Here is a 17,804-nt window from a genome sequence, read left to right on the forward strand (position 1 = left end):
CATGGATCACATCGAGGCGGCAAACGGGGTCGAGCGGCTGGACCCTATAGAGGTTACGGTCACGTTCCTCGAGATGCAGCGCCAGCCGGCGCACTACCCGCATCCGCCGGCCAACATAAACATCGCCCTGATGAAGACGCGCGACATGCCGCTGCATTTCTATCGCTACTTGATGGATCGCGTCGGCCGCAAATGGCAATGGGTGAACGTCCTGCGCCTTGACGACGAGGAGCTGGAGGCCAAGATCCGCAAGCCCGGCCGTGACATCCGCGTACTCTATATCGATGGCGCGCCCGCAGGCTTCTTCGACATCAACCCGTACAGCGCCGACGAAACCGAGATCGCCTATTTCGGTATGATGGAGCATGTGACCGGGATGGGGCTTGGCCGGTGGTTCCTCGGAGCCGCGATCGAGGCTGCTTGGGCGACGAACCCCAGGCAGATCGTAGTGCAGACCTGCACGCTCGACCATCCCGCTGCGCTTCCGCTCTACCAGAAGCTTGGGTTTTCGCCGGTAGGGCAGAAGAACGAAATGGTGCATCCGCTACCCTTTCAGGAGCGTTCGGCAAGCGTCATGCGTCCTTGACGGTCGATACGCTGAACTGGCCGTTCAGCGCAAGTTCACCTTCGTTTCGCCATGGTCGCGGCGAGTGTGGCGCGAGCCACGCGCCCGACAATACGAGGAGCATAACCATGTTGAACCGTCGCCAGTTTGCCGGAGCCGCCATTTCCTTTCTGGCGCTCCCGACGCTCGCCAACGCACAGGACGCCATGCCGTCATCGCGCCAGATCGAGCAGCAACTCGACGCCGCACCGCGCAGGCGTGTCCGTCCGGAGGATCGCGTCACCGTCCGCGAGTTCAAGCGCCGGCCGGAACTGCGTCGCATGGCGCCGTCGATCGACATCCAGTCGATTAACTTCGCTTTTGCCTCCGCTGAAATCCCGCGCTCGCAATACCGAAAGGTGGAGAATATCGCCGACGCGCTTGAAAGTGTGTTGGCTCGCCGGCCACGCGCGAAGTTCCTGATCGAAGGGCATACCGATGCCGTCGGCTCGCAGGCATCCAACCTTGCCCTGTCCGAGCGCCGCGCAGAGTCGCTGAAATGGACGCTGGTGCGCGAGTTCGGCATTCCTCGTCGAGCCCTGGAAACTGTGGGCTATGGCGAGGAGTATCTGCTGGTTCCGACGCCCAACCCTGAATGGCGCAACCGTCGCGTGACACTGCGCCGCTTCGACGACTTCCTGACGCAGTAAGGGCGGAGCGCAATCCCGATCAGGAAACGCGCTCCGGCGTCGCGCCGACACCGTGGAACCAGACGGGAATGTCGGCGCGGCCGGTCCGGGCGAGTTCATCGGCCAGCCGCACGGCAAGCGCACGCCCGCGTTCGGAATGATCCGCGAACTGTTGCTCGCTCCATTTCGGCTCGCCGCCGGGGTCGTCCCGGTTCAGCGCTCCATTGAATTCGAGAACCCAGTCGCCGAGGTCCATCGCCAGGGACCACGAGATGCCCATCGCATGCTGGTATATGCCGCCGACCTCCTCTGAATCGACGTACCACAGCGGATCGCAACCGTAGTCGGCCATGACCTTGATCGCCTTCGGGAAGATCTCGGGCAGGCGCGGCCGCGCCACCGGCTCGAAGCTGACACGCTCGGCGCCGAGCTGTGCGAGCAACCATTCGTAGATCGGCCGCCCGGCCTCCTCGATCTCTGCCTGCCTTGCCGGGTCTTTGAGCCGACGACGTTCGGGATCGTGAGGGTCAGCGAGCTCGCGGAACATATCTGACCACGCATAGACCATCTCGGCCTTGTCCTGCGGAAGGATATCGACCGGCAGCCAGCCGATATTGTCCCCAGTGTCGGCATCGATCAGCCCGCCGCCGTAAGAGGGTGTAACGACAAGCTTGTCGGGCACATCATCTTCGGGGTCGTATGGCTCTTCGTCGCTGTCCACTGACGCGTCGAACGAAGTGGGCGATTTTCCGCGCAGAGGCGCGAACGTCTTGACCGCGTAGCCAACGATGCCGGCCGAGGCGAGGGCGGCAATCACCAGCACAGCGGCGGATTCCTCCATGACGGGCCTCAACAGGCCATGCCGCCAGCCAAGCACCACAAAGGCGGCAGCGCCAAGATAGATCCACATCGCATTGCGGCTCTGTCGCCGGCCTTGCTCGTCCGGCGGATCGTAGGGATCGAGGTAACGCGGCGCGATCACGAGGATGTAGGCAATATAGATCAGCACCGACAGAAGGAAGACCGGCAGCGCGATGTCGAGAAGGGCGGCGAGCAGAACGCCACCAATGCCCATCAGTACGGAATTCACGACGAGGAGCTTGGTCCGCATCCTGTCGGCGCGGTCCTCGTCCGTCATCGTGCCCTTGATGGCGATCAGGGCCTTGGTCAGGACTTCACCCATCGCGCCGGCGCGGATCGCGACGATCGCTGCAAACGCGTAAAATCCCCCGATAGCCCGCAACGCCAGCTCTGCCGCGTCCATTATCGCCCCCAAAACATGCCCGGCGCGGCGATGCCTTTCCCTTGCGTCAAAACTATGTCCGCAAAAGACAAGGGCCAGCGCAAGGCCGGCCCTGTCGTGTGCGTTTCCTCTGTGGCAGGCTCCCGCCCAGGCGTCCTAGAACCGGTAGTTCAGGCCTATGCGGACCGTATGGAAATCAATGTCGTTGGAAAGACCGACGATGACATCGTCCTCGTTGTAATTGAATACCCGCTCGTCGCCGAGATCGGTGTAGAGATACTCGCCCTTAAGGCTCCAGTTGGCGTCGATCGCATATTCTGCGCCTGCGCCGGCGGTCCAGCCGGTGCGTGTCGTGGATGAACTCGATGAATCATCGAGTATGTCGCCTGGGCTGAGGTATGAGCCAAGGATTGTCGAAGTGCTTTTCGTCCGGCCATAGGCAAAGCCGCCGGTGCCATAGACGAGCAACCGCTCGGTCGGCACGAAGCCTGCGCGCAGCCGCGCTGTTCCGAACCATTCCAATTTGGTGGTCGTGCTGACAGACGTCTCGAAGGGTACGGGACCAAGACCGGTATCAAGCTCCAGCACTTCGGTTCCCGAGACTGTCGTGTCGATACTGGCCGCCTGAATGTCCGCCTCAAGGCCGAACACGAAGCCTCCCGCCTGCCAGTTGTAACCAGCTTGCGCGCCGCCTGAAAAGCCATCGAGGTCTGAGCCGTAGCTGCCGGAAAACCCATCAAACGTCACCAATCCACCAAGAATGCTGAATGGATCGATCGTCGCCGTCTGATCGAGGTCGCCCCAGCTGTAGCCTGCGTTGAGGCCGACATATCCCCCGGTCCAACTGATGACCGGCACGTCTAGGACGGGTGCCTCTACAACCGCGTCCGCTGAATGAGCCACGCCGTTCATCGCGATCGCGCACACGGAACCAAGCGCAATCGCTCGTATCACATTGATGTAGCTCATAATTCGGACTGTCCCCACAAAACTCGCGAACACAACCTACAGAATGCCGATGCAATGTGCAGTAGCACAATTGCAACAGCCCGGAATTACCTACCCAAACGTCAGCTGGCGTTGCCGCCATAAAAAAAGCCCGCCGGATGGCGGGCCTTTGAAGGGATCGGAAGCGTCGCAGTCAGGCGGCGAGTGCGGCCTTCGGCTCCACCGTCTCGTAGCCGAGAGCATCGGCCACCGCGCGGTTGGTAACGCGGCCCTTGTGGACGTTCAGGCCGTTGCGCAGATGCTGGTCGTCGAGGATCGCCTTGATGCCCTTGTCGGCAAGCGCCAGCCCGTAGTGAAGCGTGGCGTTGTTCAGCGCATGCGCCGAGGTGACCGGCACCGCGCCAGGCATATTGGCAACGCAGTAGTGGATGATGCCGTCTACCTCGTAGGTCGGGTCGGCGTGGGTGGTGGCATGCGAGGTCTCAAAGCAGCCGCCCTGATCGATGGCGACGTCGACAAGCACCGAGCCCTTCTTCATGCCCGAAAGCATCTCGCGCGACACCAGCTTGGGCGCCGCCGCGCCGGGGATCAGCACTGCGCCGACCACTATATCGGCCGCGAAGCATTCCTCTTCCAGCGCCTCGATCGAGGAATAGCGGGTGTGAACGCGGCCGTTGAAGATGTCGTCGAGCTGGCGCAGGCGTGGGATCGAACGGTCGATGATCGTCACGTCGGCGCCGGAACCGACCGCGATCTTCGCGGCGTTCAGCCCGACCACGCCGCCGCCGAGCACGACGACCTTGCCCGGCAGCACTCCCGGCACGCCGCCGAGCAGCACGCCACGACCGCCATTGGCCTTCTGGAGCGCCGTCGCGCCGGCCTGGATCGCAAGACGGCCGGCGACCTCCGACATCGGCGCCAGCAACGGCAGGCCGCCGCGCTCGTCGGTGACGGTCTCGTAGGCGACAGCGGTCACGCCGGACGCGAGCAGGCCTTTGGTCTGATCCGGATCGGGAGCAAGGTGGAGGTAGGTGTAGAGGATCTGGCCGTCGCGCAACTGGACCCATTCGCCCGGCTGCGGCTCCTTCACCTTCACGATCATATCCGACTTGGCGAATACTTCCTCGGCGGTCCTGGCGATCTTCGCGCCGGCGGCGCGGTAGGTGTCGTCGGAAGCGCCAATGCCAGCGCCTGCGCCGGTCTCGACCAGCACTTCATGACCGTGGGCGATGTATTCGCGGACCGCACCGGGGGTGAGGCCGACGCGATATTCGTAGTTCTTGATTTCCTTTGGGCAGCCGACGCGCATCTGTGATCTCCTGTTGGCCTTTGCAGCCATGTTCCCTGTATGAAGGAATTAGACCAGAAAATGCGTCGAACGTGTTTGCATATGGCGTTGCGATCTCGTCTTTGGCTCGCTATTTGTTGCGTGAAAGACAACGATAGTCGAAGGAATTTCGAACATTGTCGCTGGACAGGATCGATATCGCCATACTCGAGGCGCTGCAGAAAGACGGGCGGATGCCCAATGCCGCGCTCGCCGAAAAGGTCGGGCTGTCTCAGTCGGCCTGCTCACGCCGTCTCGACAATCTGGAGAAATCGGGTGTCATCCGAGGGTATCACGCCCAGCTTTCCAATGCGGCGCTCGGACACCAGATGACGGCGATCGTGCACATCTCGCTGTCTGGACAGTTCGAGAAGACGCTGACCGAATTCGAGGCCGCCGTGAAGCGCTGTCCCAACATCCTGTCGTGCCACCTGATGTCGGGGGAATACGATTATATCCTGCGCATAGCAGCGAAGGATCTGCAGGACTATGAGCGCATCCACAAGGAATGGCTGACGGCCATGCCGCATGTGACGAAGATCAACTCGTCCTTCGCGCTGCGCGAGATCGTCGACCGAACGGCTGTCGGCATGAAGCCGGAACTGGCTTAGACCACCACGATCCGATCCATCGGGATGTCGTGCGGCTGCGGGTGGATCGTCGGGATGCGCTGCGTCTGGTAACCGATGCCCACGACCAGCGGTTTGCGGGGCAGGGCGGCGAGCGTCCGGTCGAAGAAGCCGCCGCCGTATCCGAGCCTGTAGTTGCCGGGATCGACGCCCACCAGCGGGGCGATGACGACGTTGGGAGTCACAGGCTCATCTACTGCCGGGATCGGGATATTCCAGACGCCTTTTTCCAGCTTGTCGCCGGGTCGGTAAGCGCGGAAGACCAGCGGTCGCGCCTTTTCGATGACGACAGGGAGGGCTGGCGTCGCATCGCGCGCGACAAGCGAAGCCACCCATGGCCGAAGGTCCGGCTCGCCCCTGAACGGCCAGTAGAGGCTGACGACGCGGCCCGCCACATTGCCGAGGAGAATGTCGAGTTGCCGGGCAATCTCGATCGATCTTTCGGCGCGTGTATCCGTCGGGATCGACAGACGCTCTGCAATCAAGCGCTCGCGTTCGGCTTTGCGCCAGCGTGCTATGGCAGGCCAATCGTTCAGGTCGTCTGGCATGATGATCCTCCAAGGGCAGGATAGGCCAGACGCACCACGCTGACGGGCACATTCGCGACATCTGCCTGTCGGGAAGGCGGCGCATCGACGTTTCGCCTCGAAGCCCTATCTTTGAAGGACCGGGCGAGCGAAGATCGGGAAGATGGAACAGGGAACTCACCGTGTCGTCATCGTGGGCGCCGGCTTTGGCGGGCTTGAGTGTACGCGCGCGCTTTCGAGTTCGCCGGTAAGCATTACCGTGGTAGACCAGCGCAACCACCATCTCTTCCAGCCGCTTCTCTATCAGGTCGCGACGACGGCGCTCGCAACCTCGGAAATCGCCTGGCCGATCAGGCATCTCTTGCGCAAGCGCAAGAACGCGACGACGCTCCTCGGGACCGTGATCGGCGTCGATGCCGAAAACAGCCGAGTGTTGTTTGATGACGGCGGTTTCGTCGACTATGACACTCTCGTCCTCGCGACCGGAGCGCGCCACGCCTATTTCGGTCACGACGAATGGGAACCGTTCGCGCCCGGTCTCAAGACGCTGGAGGATGCGACGACCATCCGCCGGCGCATATTGCTGGCGTTCGAGCGCGCGGAGCGCGAAACCGACCTCGAAAGGCAACGCGCGCTGATGACATTCGTCGTCATCGGCGGCGGCCCGACCGGCGTCGAGTTGGCCGGCACCATCGCCGAGCTGGCACGCGACACGCTCGTCGGCGAATTCCGTAACATCGATACGCGGACAACGCGGGTCGTGCTGATCGAGGCCGGATCGCGCATCCTTCCGGGGTTCAAGCCGGAACTGTCCACCTATGCCAAGCAAGCGCTGGAAAAGCTCGGTGTCACTGTCGAGCTCGGCAATTCGGTAACCGAATGCGCGGCTGACGGCGTCGTGTTCGGCGGCCGGCATCTTCCTGCCGGGGCCGTCATCTGGGCTGCCGGCGTGGCCGCGTCGCCGGCCGCGGAATGGCTTGTTGCAAAAGCCGACAAGGCGGGACGCATAATTGTGGAGCCAGACCTGACCCTGCCGGGCCACCCGGAAATCTTTGCCATAGGCGACACAGCGCTGGTCAGGTGGGACGCGGATCGGAACGTTCCCGGCATCGCGCCCGCCGCCAAGCAGCAGGGCATGCATGTCGCCGCAACGATCAAGGCGCGGCTAGCAGGCGACCGCTCATCACGCCCGTTCAAATACCGGCACGCCGGCGATCTCGCCACCATCGGCAAGCGCGCGGCGGCGATCGATTTCGGCTGGATGAAGCTGAAGGGACGCCTTGCCTGGTGGATCTGGGGCATCGCCCATATCTACTTCCTGATCGGCCTCAGAAACCGCATCAGCGTCATGCTGAGCTGGCTCTGGATCTACGTCAGCGGCCAGCGCAGCGCACGGCTGATTACCCAGATCGACAGGCACGAGGAAGCTGCTCGCGACGAGGAGCGCCTAACACGTCTGGACGAACCGACCGTCATTCCGGCCGCTTCCGACCCGACCGGACTGGACGAGGATTTGATCCAGGCTTGATGAACCGGGCGAAGATGGTTTCGTCTGCTCGATCAAACCGCCCCGATTGGCCGTTGCGCATCGGTCAAAAAAGACTGATGCTTTGGCTGGGAGCACGACATGCGCTACGTGATTGTTATCTGTGCCATAACCGCATTCCTGATCTGGGACTTCGGTTACAACGAGGGCCGGTATGTCGGCTCGGCCGTCCTTGAGGTGAAGCGCCTCGTGGGCATGGCAACAGGTTGATTTCGGTCCGTATCTCGGGCGCGTGAATTCGTCACGGTTGACCTGAGCCGTTCGGCGACACAAGAAGGCCGCGCGGGCCGTGAGCCCGCGCTTCATCTGGCCCCGTTCAGGGGCGCGGTCCGGAGGCGGAGTTGATCAGGCACATCGTGTTTTTCAGCGCGAAGAGGAGCGACGACATCGAGGCAATCCGCGATGGCTTGGAGGCACTCGGCACGATCCCGCATTCCACGGTTTTCGAGGTGGCGCTGAACTCGAAAGTCGATCCCTACGGCAACGACATCGACATCGTCGTCTATGCCGAATTTCCCGACGAGGCGGCCCTGGCAGCCTACAAGGCGCACCCGACCTACGCCGAGACGACCGCCAAGGTCAGGCCAATGCGCGAACTGCGCTTTTCCGCCGACGTAAAGGCAGGCCAGTAGCTTGGTCAGGCTTTCGGCCCCGAAAACAGACTGACCGATGACCCCAGCCGCTCCACAATCCAGCGGTAACGGGCCGCGGAGCGTGGCAGCAGGAATGCGCCTTCCCACTCTCCCGTGACAGGATCCTCGCCGCGATAGGCGAGGACCGGCTGGTCCGGAATATAGGCGGCGAAGCGCTTTACCACGTCGGAGCCATAGACGCGCCAGTGACCGTGCTTTTCCGGCTTCGGAAAGCCCCAGTCGCGCGTCACCTCCTCGCGGAACGGATCGGGGAAGGCGAGGTAGAGCATGCCTTCGGGCTTCACGATGCGCAGCAACTCGTGCAACGCCTTGCGGTCGTCGCCGACATGTTCGATCACATGCGAGCAGATGGCGATGTCATAGGCCGCGTCTGGCTTGTCGATCGCCTGGATGTCCAGTCCGCCCGGTTCGCCGTAGACAGAAAGCTCATGGGATGCGAACCATGACGGATCGACCGTTGCATCAGGGCTGAACTGGATGGCCTTCCAGTCGGCAAAACCGTCCGTTCCCAGCGTGTCGAACATGACGCGGAAGATGCGGTGACGCTCGAGTGACTGGCAACCGGCACAGCGCGGCATCGTTCCATTCGGAGCTTTGCGCCCCTTCGGTCCTGGCCCAAATATCGTCCCCTTGCAAATAGGGCATTGCGGATGTGCGGGCGGGACGGCGACTGGCAGCATAATGTGTTCCTGGCGGCGGGGAGCCGACAGGCATCATGACAGGCGGACCGGCGCAAGCAAAAAGTGACGCTTCAGCTCCTGTTCCGAGGGCACCGAACTGTCCGGCCTAATGACCGTCATGCTTGATCGGCAATTCGCCATCAGCGGCGGTCTTCGGGTTTTCGGCAGGCGAATCCCGTGTGTCGCGCGTCGGCGTTTTGCTTTCCTCGTGCTTTTTTCTGCCGTTCCGCGCCTTGGCGTCGTCCTTCTTCTCGCCACGCGCCCGGGCGCGTGCATCCGGTCCGGCGACGATCACGCCCTCGTCGTCGTCATCATTACGTTTCGCGTCGTGTTGGTTGTCCATTGAAAATCTCCTTTCGAAGGCAGCCTTGGCGGCTGCGATCACCCGCAACTCTGCACGCTTTTGCTGCAGCAACAGCTTTGTGTGTGCTCTCGGAAAAATCTCGGCTGACAGGCTATCCAACCAGCTCATAGCAAACCTCGTCCGAGACGAACTCGCAGGGCAGCCAAGGGTTCCCGAAGGCAACAGAAACGGAGAGGAATTGACAACAGTTGACGAGGGCCGACATCAGCCGACCGGCCCAACATTCAGAAAGTTCAGAGGATAAGTGGCTCCCTGAGCAGGACTCGAACCTGCGACCATTCGATTAACAGTCGAACGCTCTACCAACTGAGCTATCAGGGAACATCGCTCTCGCGACTGCGGGCTGCCCTATAGCATACCTTTCGCGTTTGCAAAGAGCAGAAAGGCACTTTTTCCCGGTTGGATTCGTCTGCCTTCTCGCAATTTGCGCCAAATCGCATCATATGCGCGGCTCAGGCGTTAATGCGTGCCGCCGACGTGCGGCAAGACGTTAGGCATGGAGCGAGACGCAACAGCGCATGACCGACAAGCCGATCGATCACAGCCTTCATCCTCGGCGCAGAATCAATGTCCTGGGGCGGGATTTTCACCTGCCACAGTCCAAGGCGCTACGCATTTCTATGGGCTCCGGCCTAGTGTTTTTGGGCTGCCTCGGGTTCCTGCCCGTGCTGGGCTTCTGGATGATTCCACTCGGTTTGCTCGTCCTGTCTCACGATTTGGCATGGGCGCGGCGGGGCAGGCGGCGGATGAATGTGTGGTGGGAGAAGCGGCGTCGAAAGAGGACTGGCGCTCCTAACCGTTGAGCTGCGACAACGACCTCTCGATGTTTTTCCGCGCAGGCTGTTCGTAGCGCGTCCCGAAGAGGTCAGTGTGGAAGATCGCCGGGCGGTCCGCGAATTTCCGCAGCACGGCAGCACGTCCGGTCCGCCAGGAGGCTTCGTCCACCCACCCATATTCCCGGCGTATGGCGGCTTCGTAGGCGTCGAAGGCGTCGGCAGGCGCACCGAGGATCGCAAGATCCATATCCAGGAACAGCGCAGCGTCGCGACGTGCTTTGCCCGGGAGGTCGGGCAGGGCATGCGTCGCCGTCGCCTCTATCATCGCGACGACGCGCGAAAGGCGGGCAGGGTCGACCGTGCCTGCCAGCCGATCGGCGGCCAGCGCCGCGCTCTTCGCCTCGTTGTCGGCGCGCCGGCTGTCGTAGATGGCGTCGTGGAACCAGATCGCCGCCTCGACCGCCTCCGGGTCGGCGAATTCGGATCGGTTTTCACCGAGCAGATGGAGCAGCGCCTCGATATGGTCGAGGCCGTGGTAATGTCGATCAGGCTGCCGATAAAACGCGGAAAGTTCAGTTTTAAGCGCTGCGCCGATCAAGGGTTCGTTTGCCATGCCGTCTTGAATCCCGATGAACCAATTCCATTTGAAGGACGACTAAGGAAAATTGAGTTCAACCGAACGGCGATTTGCCTTATAGGACCAGCCATAGAGCCTATAGCGCCGCCCGTCGGCAATGGGGAGCGTGTCGATGAATACCCTTAGCATCGCAAGAGGTTCAAACCTCCAGCCGGTCGATCCGATCTGGCGCGCTGTTCGCGACGAGGCAACCGAGGCCGTCGAGCGTGACCCGTTGCTCGCCGCCTTTCTCTATTCGACCGTGCTCAATCAGGAGACGCTGGAAGACGCCGTTATCCACCGGCTCGCCGAGCGATTGGCGCATCAGGATCTGGGCGCCGACATCATCCGCCAGAGCTTCAAGGCCATGCAGAAGGCCAATCCGGAATGGAGCTCGATCGTACGCGTCGACATCCAGGCCTATTACGACCGCGATCCGGCCTGCGACCGCTTCATCATGCCAGTGCTCTATTTCAAGGGCTTCCATGCCGTGCAGACACATCGTCTGGCGCACTGGCTCTATCAGGAGGGTCGTCGCGACTTCGCGCTCTATCTCCAGAGCCGCTCGTCCTCCGTGTTCCAGACCGACATCAATCCGGCCGCCCGGATCGGCAAGGGCATCTTCATTGACCATGCGACCGGCCTCGTGGTCGGCGAGACTGCCGTCATCGAGGACGATGTGTCGATCTTGCACGGCGTGACGCTGGGCGGCACCGGCAAGGCGGGCGGCGATCGCCACCCGAAGATTCGCCACGGCGTGCTGATCGGCGCCGGCGCAAAGATCCTCGGCAATATCGAGGTCGGCCATTGCGCCAAGATCGCGGCCGGCTCGGTTGTGCTGGCTCCGGTGCCCCATAACAAGACGGTGGCCGGCGTGCCGGCGCGTGTCGTCGGTGAGAGCGGCTGCGCGCAGCCTTCGCGCCAGATGGACCAGTTGCTGCCGTCGCAATCGATGGATCACGTCGTCAGCTTCGATATCTGAACTGGTGGGTTTCTGCGCCACCTAAGGGGAGCAGGTGGCTTGAAGGTTGTGACGCGATCTGGCGTCAGCCTTTACACCGCCACACCTCCATGCAAGAAGCACCTCCCACCATGAAAGCGCACCCTATTGCCTGGCTGCAAAAGCCGGGACAGCGCCGCGTCCAGATCGGAGAAGAGCCTTGAAGCCGGAAGAAATCAGGAAGCTAACCGCTTACCTAAAGCGTGTGTTTCAGAATCCGACCATCGATGTGAAGGCGCGGCCGCGCAAGGAAGATTCGGCCGAGGTTTACATCGGCGAGGAATTCATCGGTCTGATCTACAAGGACGAGGAAGACGGCGACTATAATTTCCAGATGGCGATCCTGGATATCGACCTGAACTGATTGAGGTAGATTCGGCCGGCGCTCAGCCGGCCGTCTTCAGCAGCGAAGCCGCCTTGGCGCGAACCGTTGCCTCAAGCGCCTGCCAGTCCGCCAGAAGCGCCAGCGGAAATCTGTAGGTCAGGCTCAAATCCTTGCCGACATGGATGTCGCGTTCGCAGGGCGCGAGCGACTCCTCGGCGCTTTCGCCGGCAAGGCAGCGCGCAACGAAGGCCTCACCGTCCGTCTGGCGCGCCACCGCCAGCATCTCGTTCAGGTAGCCCGACTTCTCGTTGAACATGAACAGTTCGACGCCTGACGGTCCGGGTTGGCCGGGCTGCACCAGCATGGTCGAGTAGATCGGCTCCAACCTGCCGCTCATGTCTCGCGACATCATGCGTTCGCCGAACGAGAGGAAGATGACGTTGCGGCTGCCGTTGGCGTGGTTGAAGTCGTCGCGCGCGGCGTCGCTGTAGCCATCCATCTGCGGCCAACGCAGATAGAGGTCGAGACGGCTTGCCACGCCATCCGTGCGCTGCCTGTCGAAACGGATCATGTTGGATGGCGCGGAGATCACGTTGTTGCCGATGACGATCTCGCGCAGCGTGGCGTCATCCGTGTGGCCGGCAAGCGCGATCGAGCGCCCGAGCCATTTGCCCCCCATGCTGATGCCGAGCGACAGCAGGGCCAGCGCCGCGAAGACATAGAACACCTTCATCATGAAAGATGAATCGATCGCATGCCTGGATTGCAGTGCGGGCGCAGTCGCCTCGGTCATGGAGCCACCCCTCGAATGCGCGGACTCTGGGCCCGTCATGGTAAATGGACGGTAAACCTTCGGGGCATGCGTCCTTGCCTCTTCTTCGTCGGCACGCTTATTGAACAGGACGGGACTGCGAACGGGGGGCCAGCATGCCGATCTACGCCATTGACGGGAAAGAGCCGCAATTCGCGGACCGCAAGACGAACTGGATCGCGCCGGACGCGACCCTAGTCGGCAAGGTGCACCTGGGGCGCGACGTGTCCATCTGGTTCGGCGTGGCCATCCGCGGCGACAACGAGCCGATCGTGATCGGCGAAAGCAGCAATGTGCAGGAACATACGATCATCCACACAGACCCCGGCTTCCCGCTGACGATCGGTGCGGGTTGCACCATCGGCCACCGCGCGCTTTTGCATGGCTGCACCATCGGAGAAAACAGCCTCGTCGGCATGGGCGCCATCATTCTCAACGGTGCGAAGATAGGACGCAATTCGCTCGTCGGGGCCGGTGCGCTCGTGACAGAAGGGAAGAAATTTCCGGATAATTCGCTGATCGTCGGTGCGCCGGCGAAGGTCGTGCGTACGTTAGATGACGAGGCTGTCGCCAGGCTGCGCGCGTCGGCGCAGCATTACGTCGCCAATGGGCGGCGCTTTATCTCAGGTCTCAGAACGGTTTTGTAAAAAAGGCGGAGCCGGCCCCGGGGACAAGGGGCCGGCTCCTGAACCCGGTCGTTGGGGACGGGGAGGGTGGGGACTCGACCAGGTTTTTCCGTCGAGGCTCCGCGCGAACGGTGCCTCCGTGATCTCTTTTACTTCACGCTGCCGACGGCGATCGTCGCGCGGCTGTCGTCGATGGCGATCCACGCGCCCGAGTTCCGGTCGGACTGGCGCTTGAGATAGGTGTAGGGCGTCTCCGACCAGAGCTTCACCTTGCCCTCCAGGTTGTCGAGAATGAAGTCGCCCCGGCTGGTACGCACCGTCAGAACCGCATGACCGTCGCCGTTAGGCTGGCGCGCCACCGTCATCAGCAGGTCGCCCGGGGCGATACCGATTTCCATCAGGCGGCGGCGCTTCTCCAGCGCATAGTCCTCGCAGTCACCAACACTGGTGGGATAGGACCAGACTTCTTCCTTGCCCCAGATCTCCATGTCGGTGCGCGGCTCGACGGCGGCGTTCACCGCGTTGTTGATCTCGATGATCGCGGACCATAGTTTGCGCGTCAGCTCGACCGGCGCCTTCTTTGGCGTCTTCTGGCTGCATTCGCCCGTCTCGCGCTGGCAGAATTCGTAGTGGCCGATTGGCTGCGTCGTGCGCCCGCCCGTCGGCATGTAGGCCGATCCGCCCTGCGCGACACCTGCCCAGGCGCTCAGCGCCACAGCCATCGCAAGAACTAACGGCGTCCCCATCCGTTTTGTCATTGTTATGTCTCCCCGTTCGAAGACACCATGACAGACGGCGATTTAAGTCACGCAAAGACCGCTATCGATGTTTGAGTAAAATAAGGAACGACTTGTAAAGGTTCACGAACGAACCGTGGCCGAGCGTGGTTAAACCTTTGTCGCTGCGGGAATGCCATACACAGGACGAATGCAGCACGGCGCGTCGATGTGCCCGACGCGCCGCGTGACAGTCACGAAAATCCGATATCAGGAGAGGCGGCCGCCGAACTCGGCATCGAGGGACTCGGCGCGCTGGACGACCGCGAATTCGATGGCGATGCCATCCTCGAAATGACGCACGACCTGGCCGCGCATGGTTCCGAGCGTGACCTGAACGCCGATCGCCGGCTTCACCTCTATCTCGATGGCCGCGCCTGACAGGGACAGGTCGATGACACGGCACGGATACTGACGTCCGTCCAACAATTGAAGCACGCTCAAAGGATTGCGCGGCGCGACGCGTTCATGCCGGCGATCCTCGGGCAGGTCTAGTTCGTGCTTGTTGGCGAGCCACGTGAGCTGCGCCGCAAGCTTGTCGCGCTTGCGCTCCGACGCGACAACCGTCATCGCGAAGCCGTCCTGCAGCGTGCGCGTAACCACACCTTCGACGCGGCCGATGTGATCCAGATAGGCGATCACCTTTTCACCGGGCTGGCCGATGCGCTTCGACATCAGCGAGACGTTGCCCGGCGACATGTCGATGACCTGACAGGGATGCTCGGTGCGGTCCTCCAGCATGAAGCGGCCGTAAATCTTCACGCGCACGCGCTGAAAATTGCGTCGTTCGGCCATCGCCGGCGTATGATCGATCGCCGCTGCCCTCATGAAATCCCTCGACCTCCGCTGGAGCATTATCGCAGGACGCGAATGTATGCTGCGACATTACCGCCAAATAGGTTAATGCGCGGTAACGTTCCGGCATCAGGGATTTACTTTTGATGCCTATTCCGTGCGGCCTCCGTCGAGCACGACGAGGTGCCGAATACGCCGGGGGGGCGCCGCATTCTCGGTAGTTCCGAGGTTTTCAAGTTCGATGGGAGAGAGTGCGGGAACGTCGATTGCCGCCCGGTCTCGCAGGAACATCGCTTCCTGTTCTGGATCGACGACGCGCACCGATTCGACCGTCGCCTCGACAATAGGGTCGGCCCCCAGCCAGAAGGGCTTGCGCAAGGGCGAAATCGCGCCGATGCAGCGCGGGCTGTCGACACCGCCGTTGAGCGGCAGGATCACCATCTCGAACGGGTTTGCACGGCCGTTCCTGCTCCGGCCGTCTAACGTCACGACGATGACATGGTTGGACTCGAAGACGCTGCGCACCAGCCGGTCGATGAGGGCCTGATCCCGCTCGGTCCAGAGCGAGGTGAAGGACAGGCTCTTGAGTTCGCCGCCATGCGTCGCACAGACGCGTGTTCCAGCCAGCCGGAAGATGGCTTTGCCGCGCATGTCGCGCTCGAGGATAAACGTGTCCGACAGCAGCGACTTGATGTCGGCCGGTTCGATTTCAGTTCGTTTGGGGGCGGGGCGACCTTTACGAAGCCGATTCCAATAATGGAACAGCGCCACCGATCCGTCCTGCTTCATGCCAAATGCTCCGTCTAGTCGGTCGTCAGGTGTGCCAACGCCGGACAGAATGGCGCCCTCCGATGACCTACATGCGGGGCGTCGCAGGAAGCGTGCCAGCCTGCCTCTCGGGTTGTTAACCGGGCAAGGTCGTTAAGGTTAATTTTTGGTTTACGTTGTGCCGCCAAATGCCCTGTGCCATACAACATTCGGGGCTTGGACAGCACTTCCAGTCTAATTCTAGGACGGGTCGGGGGACTCGACCAACCGTCCGGGGGAAACCTCGGGCGGTTTTCTTTTGTTGCTGATTCGAATCATTAAGCAAAATCGACCCGTATTCGGCTCCCGGATTCCTTTGTGATTCCGACGGCGGTCGATTACAGCCGGTATAGAGAAACCGGAACGCCAGACATGACCGAGCCTGCGCCCGACGCGCGCGATTATGAACCGCACAAACGCGAGCCGGTTTTCAACCTGCCCGCGGTTGTCATCGCCTTCATCGCACTCTGTGTCGGAACCTTCCTCGTCACCGACTACGTGCTCGATGACGCGCAGTACTACTGGCTGATCCTGCATGCGGCCTTCATCCCGGCCTTCTACAGCGGGGGGATCGCGATCGACTTCTATCCGGTATTCGGCCCCGTCACCTATTCGCTACTGCATGGCAGCGTCGCGCACCTCTTTGTCAACATGATCTGGCTGGCTGCCTTCGGCTCGCCGCTTGCGAACCGGCTGGGAGCAGGGCGCTTCATACTTTTCTGGATCGTCACGTCGCTTGCGGCGGCCGCCCTGCATTTCGTCATCTACCCGACCAGCCAGGCGCCACTGATCGGGGCCTCCGGGGCAATCTCGGGCATGATGGGAGCCGCCGCTCGTTTCGGCTTCCGGGTCGACCGTTCCGCCGGCAAGCCCGCTTTCGACGGGCCGGTGCTGCCGATCATGACAGTCCTTCGCATGCGCAACACCGTCGCCTTTCTGGCGGTTTGGATGGTCATCAACGTAGTCACGGGCGTTGTCGGCATTGTCCCCGGAGAAGCAAGCCAGATTGCCTGGGAGGCCCATATCGGCGGCTTTGTCGTCGGCTTCTTCTTCGTCTCCCTGTTCGACAGGCGTTACTACGGCTGACGTCCGACCGGCTTTCCTCTTGAAATGGCCGCTTTCAAGCGGCACGATCACTCGGCCGGACAAGGGGTGGAGCGAAGGGTCGATAAACGAAGTCAGGAGGAGGACGCTATGACGGTCAAGGCAATTCTCGAAGCCAAAGGGCACGACGTCGTGACCCTGGGACCCAATGAGAAATTATCGGAGGCCATCAGGCTCCTCGCCGAACGTCGGATCGGCGCGCTGGTCGTCACCAACGGCGACCGCAAGATCGTCGGCATCCTTTCGGAGCGAGACATCGTGCGTACCATCGGAAAGGAAGGCGCATCGGCTCTGGATTTCATCGTGCGCGATGTCATGACGCCGAAGGTGAATATCTGCAATGAGCACCACACCGTCAACGAGGTCATGGAAATCATGACGCGCGGGCGTTTCCGACACCTGCCCGTCGAAAAGAACGGGCAGCTCGACGGCATCATCTCCATCGGCGACGTGGTGAAGAAGCGCATCGAGGATGTCGAACGCGAGGCGGAGGATATCCGCAGCTACATCGCGACAGCCTGAGCCTCGAAAAAGGCTCCCGCCGGACGGAACCGGCGGAAGCCTTTGTGCATCAGCAGTTGTCGAGTTGCGCGCGCACCAGTTCCAACCCGCGACGCGTGATGCGGTAGGGACCACCGCCCGTGGACGACACCGCCTTCTTGCGCTTCAGCTTGCGGAACAGCACGAGGTCGACGCCTGGATAGCGCCAGCCGTCACGCGTCAGGCAAACGACGTCCGCTATGGTCTTGCCTTCCTTTTCGATTTCGATGCGCCCGCCTTGCGCGAGCAGATGCAGGACGCGTTGTTCCGAACGCGAAATGTCCATGATGAGAATTCCCGGGTAATGCCGGCGCGCTGAGGCGCAAATGCCGGCCGAACGCCAAAATCCGCCGCCGCGATTAGGTCGCGGCACGGGGTTTCAGGTTTCATGCCCTGCCTCGCTACGAGGTCAGGGCCTTACCGGGTCTCTCGGGACGAAGGCATCCAAACTCCTGGGAACGGTCGGCCTATAGCCGAT

The 17,804-nt window shown here is 61.9% G+C and carries 23 protein-coding genes and 1 tRNA gene; 11 read left to right on the top strand and 13 right to left on the bottom strand.

What is annotated here, in order from left to right; translation table 11 throughout:
• Window position 1 precedes the first annotated feature (1 nt).
• Both ABMA32_RS18995 and ABMA32_RS19000 read left to right on the top strand, forming a co-directional pair.
• Window positions 2–586, top strand: a complete 585-nt coding sequence (locus ABMA32_RS18995; RefSeq protein WP_349015350.1) for a GNAT family N-acetyltransferase — start codon at window positions 2–4, stop codon at window positions 584–586.
• 107 nt (window positions 587–693) lie between these two features.
• Entirely contained in the window at window positions 694–1,254 is a 561-nt protein-coding gene (locus ABMA32_RS19000; protein WP_349015351.1) for an OmpA family protein, read from the top strand.
• Between the two features lie 19 nt (window positions 1,255–1,273).
• Here the strand turns inward: ABMA32_RS19000 and ABMA32_RS19005 are convergent, their stop codons facing one another.
• From ABMA32_RS19005 to ald, 3 genes are all read right to left on the bottom strand, one after another.
• Window positions 1,274–2,497 carry a hypothetical protein gene (locus ABMA32_RS19005; RefSeq protein ID WP_349015352.1) on the bottom strand — a complete coding sequence of 408 codons (1,224 nt, stop codon included), beginning with the start codon at window positions 2,495–2,497 and terminating at the stop codon, window positions 1,274–1,276.
• Between the two features lie 135 nt (window positions 2,498–2,632).
• Window positions 2,633–3,445, bottom strand: a complete 813-nt coding sequence (locus tag ABMA32_RS19010; protein WP_349015353.1) for an outer membrane protein — start codon at window positions 3,443–3,445, stop codon at window positions 2,633–2,635.
• A 172-nt stretch (window positions 3,446–3,617) separates the two neighbouring features.
• Complete coding sequence (gene ald / locus ABMA32_RS19015) at window positions 3,618–4,733, bottom strand: alanine dehydrogenase (protein ID WP_349015354.1); 1,116 nt, start codon at window positions 4,731–4,733, stop codon at window positions 3,618–3,620.
• 155 nt (window positions 4,734–4,888) lie between these two features.
• Between ald and ABMA32_RS19020 the strand changes: the two genes are divergently transcribed.
• Window positions 4,889–5,362, top strand: coding sequence for an Lrp/AsnC family transcriptional regulator (locus tag ABMA32_RS19020; protein WP_349015355.1), 474 nt, complete (start codon window positions 4,889–4,891; stop codon window positions 5,360–5,362).
• Here the strand turns inward: ABMA32_RS19020 and ABMA32_RS19025 are convergent.
• Window positions 5,359–5,928 (bottom strand): 5-formyltetrahydrofolate cyclo-ligase, encoded by a 570-nt coding sequence (locus tag ABMA32_RS19025; protein ID WP_349015356.1) that lies wholly within the window; start codon window positions 5,926–5,928, stop codon window positions 5,359–5,361. The genes ABMA32_RS19020 and ABMA32_RS19025 overlap by 4 nt on opposite strands.
• A 142-nt stretch (window positions 5,929–6,070) precedes the next feature.
• Between ABMA32_RS19025 and ABMA32_RS19030 the strand changes: the two genes are divergently transcribed.
• The 3 genes from ABMA32_RS19030 to ABMA32_RS19040 all read left to right on the top strand — a co-directional run bounded on the left by ABMA32_RS19030 (window position 6,071) and on the right by ABMA32_RS19040 (window position 8,085).
• Window positions 6,071–7,435, top strand: coding sequence for an NAD(P)/FAD-dependent oxidoreductase (locus ABMA32_RS19030; RefSeq protein ID WP_349015357.1), 1,365 nt, complete (start codon window positions 6,071–6,073; stop codon window positions 7,433–7,435).
• A gap of 99 nt (window positions 7,436–7,534) precedes the next feature.
• Window positions 7,535–7,663: a hypothetical protein gene (locus tag ABMA32_RS19035; protein ID WP_349015358.1), complete on the top strand. Its 129-nt coding sequence runs from the start codon at window positions 7,535–7,537 to the stop codon at window positions 7,661–7,663.
• A gap of 131 nt (window positions 7,664–7,794) precedes the next feature.
• Complete coding sequence (locus tag ABMA32_RS19040) at window positions 7,795–8,085, top strand: Dabb family protein (RefSeq protein ID WP_349015359.1); 291 nt, start codon at window positions 7,795–7,797, stop codon at window positions 8,083–8,085.
• 5 nt (window positions 8,086–8,090) lie between these two features.
• Here the strand turns inward: ABMA32_RS19040 and ABMA32_RS19045 are convergent, their stop codons facing one another.
• The 4 genes from ABMA32_RS19045 to ABMA32_RS19060 all read right to left on the bottom strand — a co-directional run bounded on the left by ABMA32_RS19045 (window position 8,091) and on the right by ABMA32_RS19060 (window position 10,539).
• Window positions 8,091–8,684: a class I SAM-dependent methyltransferase gene (locus ABMA32_RS19045; protein ID WP_349015360.1), complete on the bottom strand. Its 594-nt coding sequence runs from the start codon at window positions 8,682–8,684 to the stop codon at window positions 8,091–8,093.
• Between the two features lie 208 nt (window positions 8,685–8,892).
• Window positions 8,893–9,201 (bottom strand): hypothetical protein, encoded by a 309-nt coding sequence (locus tag ABMA32_RS19050; RefSeq protein WP_349015361.1) that lies wholly within the window; start codon window positions 9,199–9,201, stop codon window positions 8,893–8,895.
• A gap of 194 nt (window positions 9,202–9,395) precedes the next feature.
• Window positions 9,396–9,471, bottom strand: a tRNA-Asn gene (locus ABMA32_RS19055).
• Between the two features lie 471 nt (window positions 9,472–9,942).
• A complete protein-coding gene (locus ABMA32_RS19060; protein WP_349015362.1) occupies window positions 9,943–10,539 on the bottom strand; it encodes an HD domain-containing protein in 597 nt (198 codons plus the stop codon).
• Window positions 10,540–10,675: 136 nt separating this feature from the next.
• Here ABMA32_RS19060 and cysE point away from each other — a divergent pair, with 136 nt between their 5' ends.
• Window positions 10,676–11,524 carry a serine O-acetyltransferase gene (cysE, locus tag ABMA32_RS19065; RefSeq protein WP_349015363.1) on the top strand — a complete coding sequence of 283 codons (849 nt, stop codon included), beginning with the start codon at window positions 10,676–10,678 and terminating at the stop codon, window positions 11,522–11,524.
• A gap of 178 nt (window positions 11,525–11,702) precedes the next feature.
• Entirely contained in the window at window positions 11,703–11,906 is a 204-nt protein-coding gene (locus ABMA32_RS19070; RefSeq protein WP_349015364.1) for a DUF3126 family protein, read from the top strand.
• Between the two features lie 22 nt (window positions 11,907–11,928).
• Here ABMA32_RS19070 and ABMA32_RS19075 read toward each other — a convergent pair whose 3' ends face one another.
• The gene (locus tag ABMA32_RS19075) at window positions 11,929–12,660 is read right to left on the bottom strand and encodes a hypothetical protein (protein ID WP_349015365.1); all 732 of its coding nucleotides are present in this window, start codon (window positions 12,658–12,660) and stop codon (window positions 11,929–11,931) included.
• Window positions 12,661–12,794: 134 nt separating this feature from the next.
• On the opposite strand from ABMA32_RS19075, the gene ABMA32_RS19080 reads away from it, so the two are divergent.
• A complete protein-coding gene (locus ABMA32_RS19080; RefSeq protein ID WP_349015366.1) occupies window positions 12,795–13,325 on the top strand; it encodes a gamma carbonic anhydrase family protein in 531 nt (176 codons plus the stop codon).
• 128 nt (window positions 13,326–13,453) lie between these two features.
• Here ABMA32_RS19080 and ABMA32_RS19085 read toward each other — a convergent pair whose 3' ends face one another.
• The 3 genes from ABMA32_RS19085 to ABMA32_RS19095 all read right to left on the bottom strand — a co-directional run bounded on the left by ABMA32_RS19085 (window position 13,454) and on the right by ABMA32_RS19095 (window position 15,664).
• Window positions 13,454–14,062 carry a transglutaminase-like cysteine peptidase gene (locus ABMA32_RS19085; protein WP_349015367.1) on the bottom strand — a complete coding sequence of 203 codons (609 nt, stop codon included), beginning with the start codon at window positions 14,060–14,062 and terminating at the stop codon, window positions 13,454–13,456.
• 228 nt (window positions 14,063–14,290) lie between these two features.
• Window positions 14,291–14,908, bottom strand: a complete 618-nt coding sequence (locus tag ABMA32_RS19090) for a PilZ domain-containing protein (RefSeq protein ID WP_349015368.1) — start codon at window positions 14,906–14,908, stop codon at window positions 14,291–14,293.
• Window positions 14,909–15,025: 117 nt separating this feature from the next.
• Window positions 15,026–15,664: a PAS domain-containing protein gene (locus tag ABMA32_RS19095; RefSeq protein WP_349015369.1), complete on the bottom strand. Its 639-nt coding sequence runs from the start codon at window positions 15,662–15,664 to the stop codon at window positions 15,026–15,028.
• 390 nt (window positions 15,665–16,054) lie between these two features.
• On the opposite strand from ABMA32_RS19095, the gene ABMA32_RS19100 reads away from it, so the two are divergent.
• Both ABMA32_RS19100 and ABMA32_RS19105 read left to right on the top strand, forming a co-directional pair.
• Window positions 16,055–16,768 (top strand): rhomboid family intramembrane serine protease, encoded by a 714-nt coding sequence (locus ABMA32_RS19100; RefSeq protein ID WP_349015370.1) that lies wholly within the window; start codon window positions 16,055–16,057, stop codon window positions 16,766–16,768.
• Between the two features lie 108 nt (window positions 16,769–16,876).
• On the top strand, window positions 16,877–17,308 hold the full coding sequence (locus ABMA32_RS19105; RefSeq protein WP_349015371.1) for a CBS domain-containing protein: 432 nt from the start codon (window positions 16,877–16,879) through the stop codon (window positions 17,306–17,308).
• Window positions 17,309–17,357: 49 nt separating this feature from the next.
• Here the strand turns inward: ABMA32_RS19105 and ABMA32_RS19110 are convergent, their stop codons facing one another.
• A complete protein-coding gene (locus tag ABMA32_RS19110) occupies window positions 17,358–17,612 on the bottom strand; it encodes a YjhX family toxin (protein WP_349015372.1) in 255 nt (84 codons plus the stop codon).
• Window positions 17,613–17,804: the final 192 nt, after the last annotated feature.

It is taken from the genome of Mesorhizobium quangtriensis, from assembly GCF_040081925.1.
Taxonomy (GTDB): domain Bacteria; phylum Pseudomonadota; class Alphaproteobacteria; order Rhizobiales; family Rhizobiaceae; genus Mesorhizobium_K; species Mesorhizobium_K quangtriensis.

What these genes read in the sequence shown, in the direction of transcription:
- ABMA32_RS18995 (WP_349015350.1), top strand. Translation starts at nt 2, where the DNA reads ATGGATCACATCGAGGCGGCAAACGGGGTCGAGCGGCTGGACCCTATA.
- ABMA32_RS19000 (WP_349015351.1), top strand. Translation starts at nt 694, where the DNA reads ATGTTGAACCGTCGCCAGTTTGCCGGAGCCGCCATTTCCTTTCTGGCG.
- ABMA32_RS19005 (WP_349015352.1), bottom strand. Translation starts at nt 2,497, where the DNA reads ATGGACGCGGCAGAGCTGGCGTTGCGGGCTATCGGGGGATTTTACGCG.
- ABMA32_RS19010 (WP_349015353.1), bottom strand. Translation starts at nt 3,445, where the DNA reads ATGAGCTACATCAATGTGATACGAGCGATTGCGCTTGGTTCCGTGTGC.
- ald (WP_349015354.1), bottom strand. Translation starts at nt 4,733, where the DNA reads ATGCGCGTCGGCTGCCCAAAGGAAATCAAGAACTACGAATATCGCGTC.
- ABMA32_RS19025 (WP_349015356.1), bottom strand. Translation starts at nt 5,928, where the DNA reads ATGCCAGACGACCTGAACGATTGGCCTGCCATAGCACGCTGGCGCAAA.
- ABMA32_RS19030 (WP_349015357.1), top strand. Translation starts at nt 6,071, where the DNA reads ATGGAACAGGGAACTCACCGTGTCGTCATCGTGGGCGCCGGCTTTGGC.
- ABMA32_RS19035 (WP_349015358.1), top strand. Translation starts at nt 7,535, where the DNA reads ATGCGCTACGTGATTGTTATCTGTGCCATAACCGCATTCCTGATCTGG.
- ABMA32_RS19045 (WP_349015360.1), bottom strand. Translation starts at nt 8,684, where the DNA reads ATGCCGCGCTGTGCCGGTTGCCAGTCACTCGAGCGTCACCGCATCTTC.
- ABMA32_RS19060 (WP_349015362.1), bottom strand. Translation starts at nt 10,539, where the DNA reads ATGGCAAACGAACCCTTGATCGGCGCAGCGCTTAAAACTGAACTTTCC.
- cysE (WP_349015363.1), top strand. Translation starts at nt 10,676, where the DNA reads ATGAATACCCTTAGCATCGCAAGAGGTTCAAACCTCCAGCCGGTCGAT.
- ABMA32_RS19075 (WP_349015365.1), bottom strand. Translation starts at nt 12,660, where the DNA reads ATGACCGAGGCGACTGCGCCCGCACTGCAATCCAGGCATGCGATCGAT.
- ABMA32_RS19080 (WP_349015366.1), top strand. Translation starts at nt 12,795, where the DNA reads ATGCCGATCTACGCCATTGACGGGAAAGAGCCGCAATTCGCGGACCGC.
- ABMA32_RS19085 (WP_349015367.1), bottom strand. Translation starts at nt 14,062, where the DNA reads ATGACAAAACGGATGGGGACGCCGTTAGTTCTTGCGATGGCTGTGGCG.
- ABMA32_RS19090 (WP_349015368.1), bottom strand. Translation starts at nt 14,908, where the DNA reads ATGAGGGCAGCGGCGATCGATCATACGCCGGCGATGGCCGAACGACGC.
- ABMA32_RS19095 (WP_349015369.1), bottom strand. Translation starts at nt 15,664, where the DNA reads ATGAAGCAGGACGGATCGGTGGCGCTGTTCCATTATTGGAATCGGCTT.
- ABMA32_RS19100 (WP_349015370.1), top strand. Translation starts at nt 16,055, where the DNA reads ATGACCGAGCCTGCGCCCGACGCGCGCGATTATGAACCGCACAAACGC.
- ABMA32_RS19105 (WP_349015371.1), top strand. Translation starts at nt 16,877, where the DNA reads ATGACGGTCAAGGCAATTCTCGAAGCCAAAGGGCACGACGTCGTGACC.
- ABMA32_RS19110 (WP_349015372.1), bottom strand. Translation starts at nt 17,612, where the DNA reads ATGGACATTTCGCGTTCGGAACAACGCGTCCTGCATCTGCTCGCGCAA.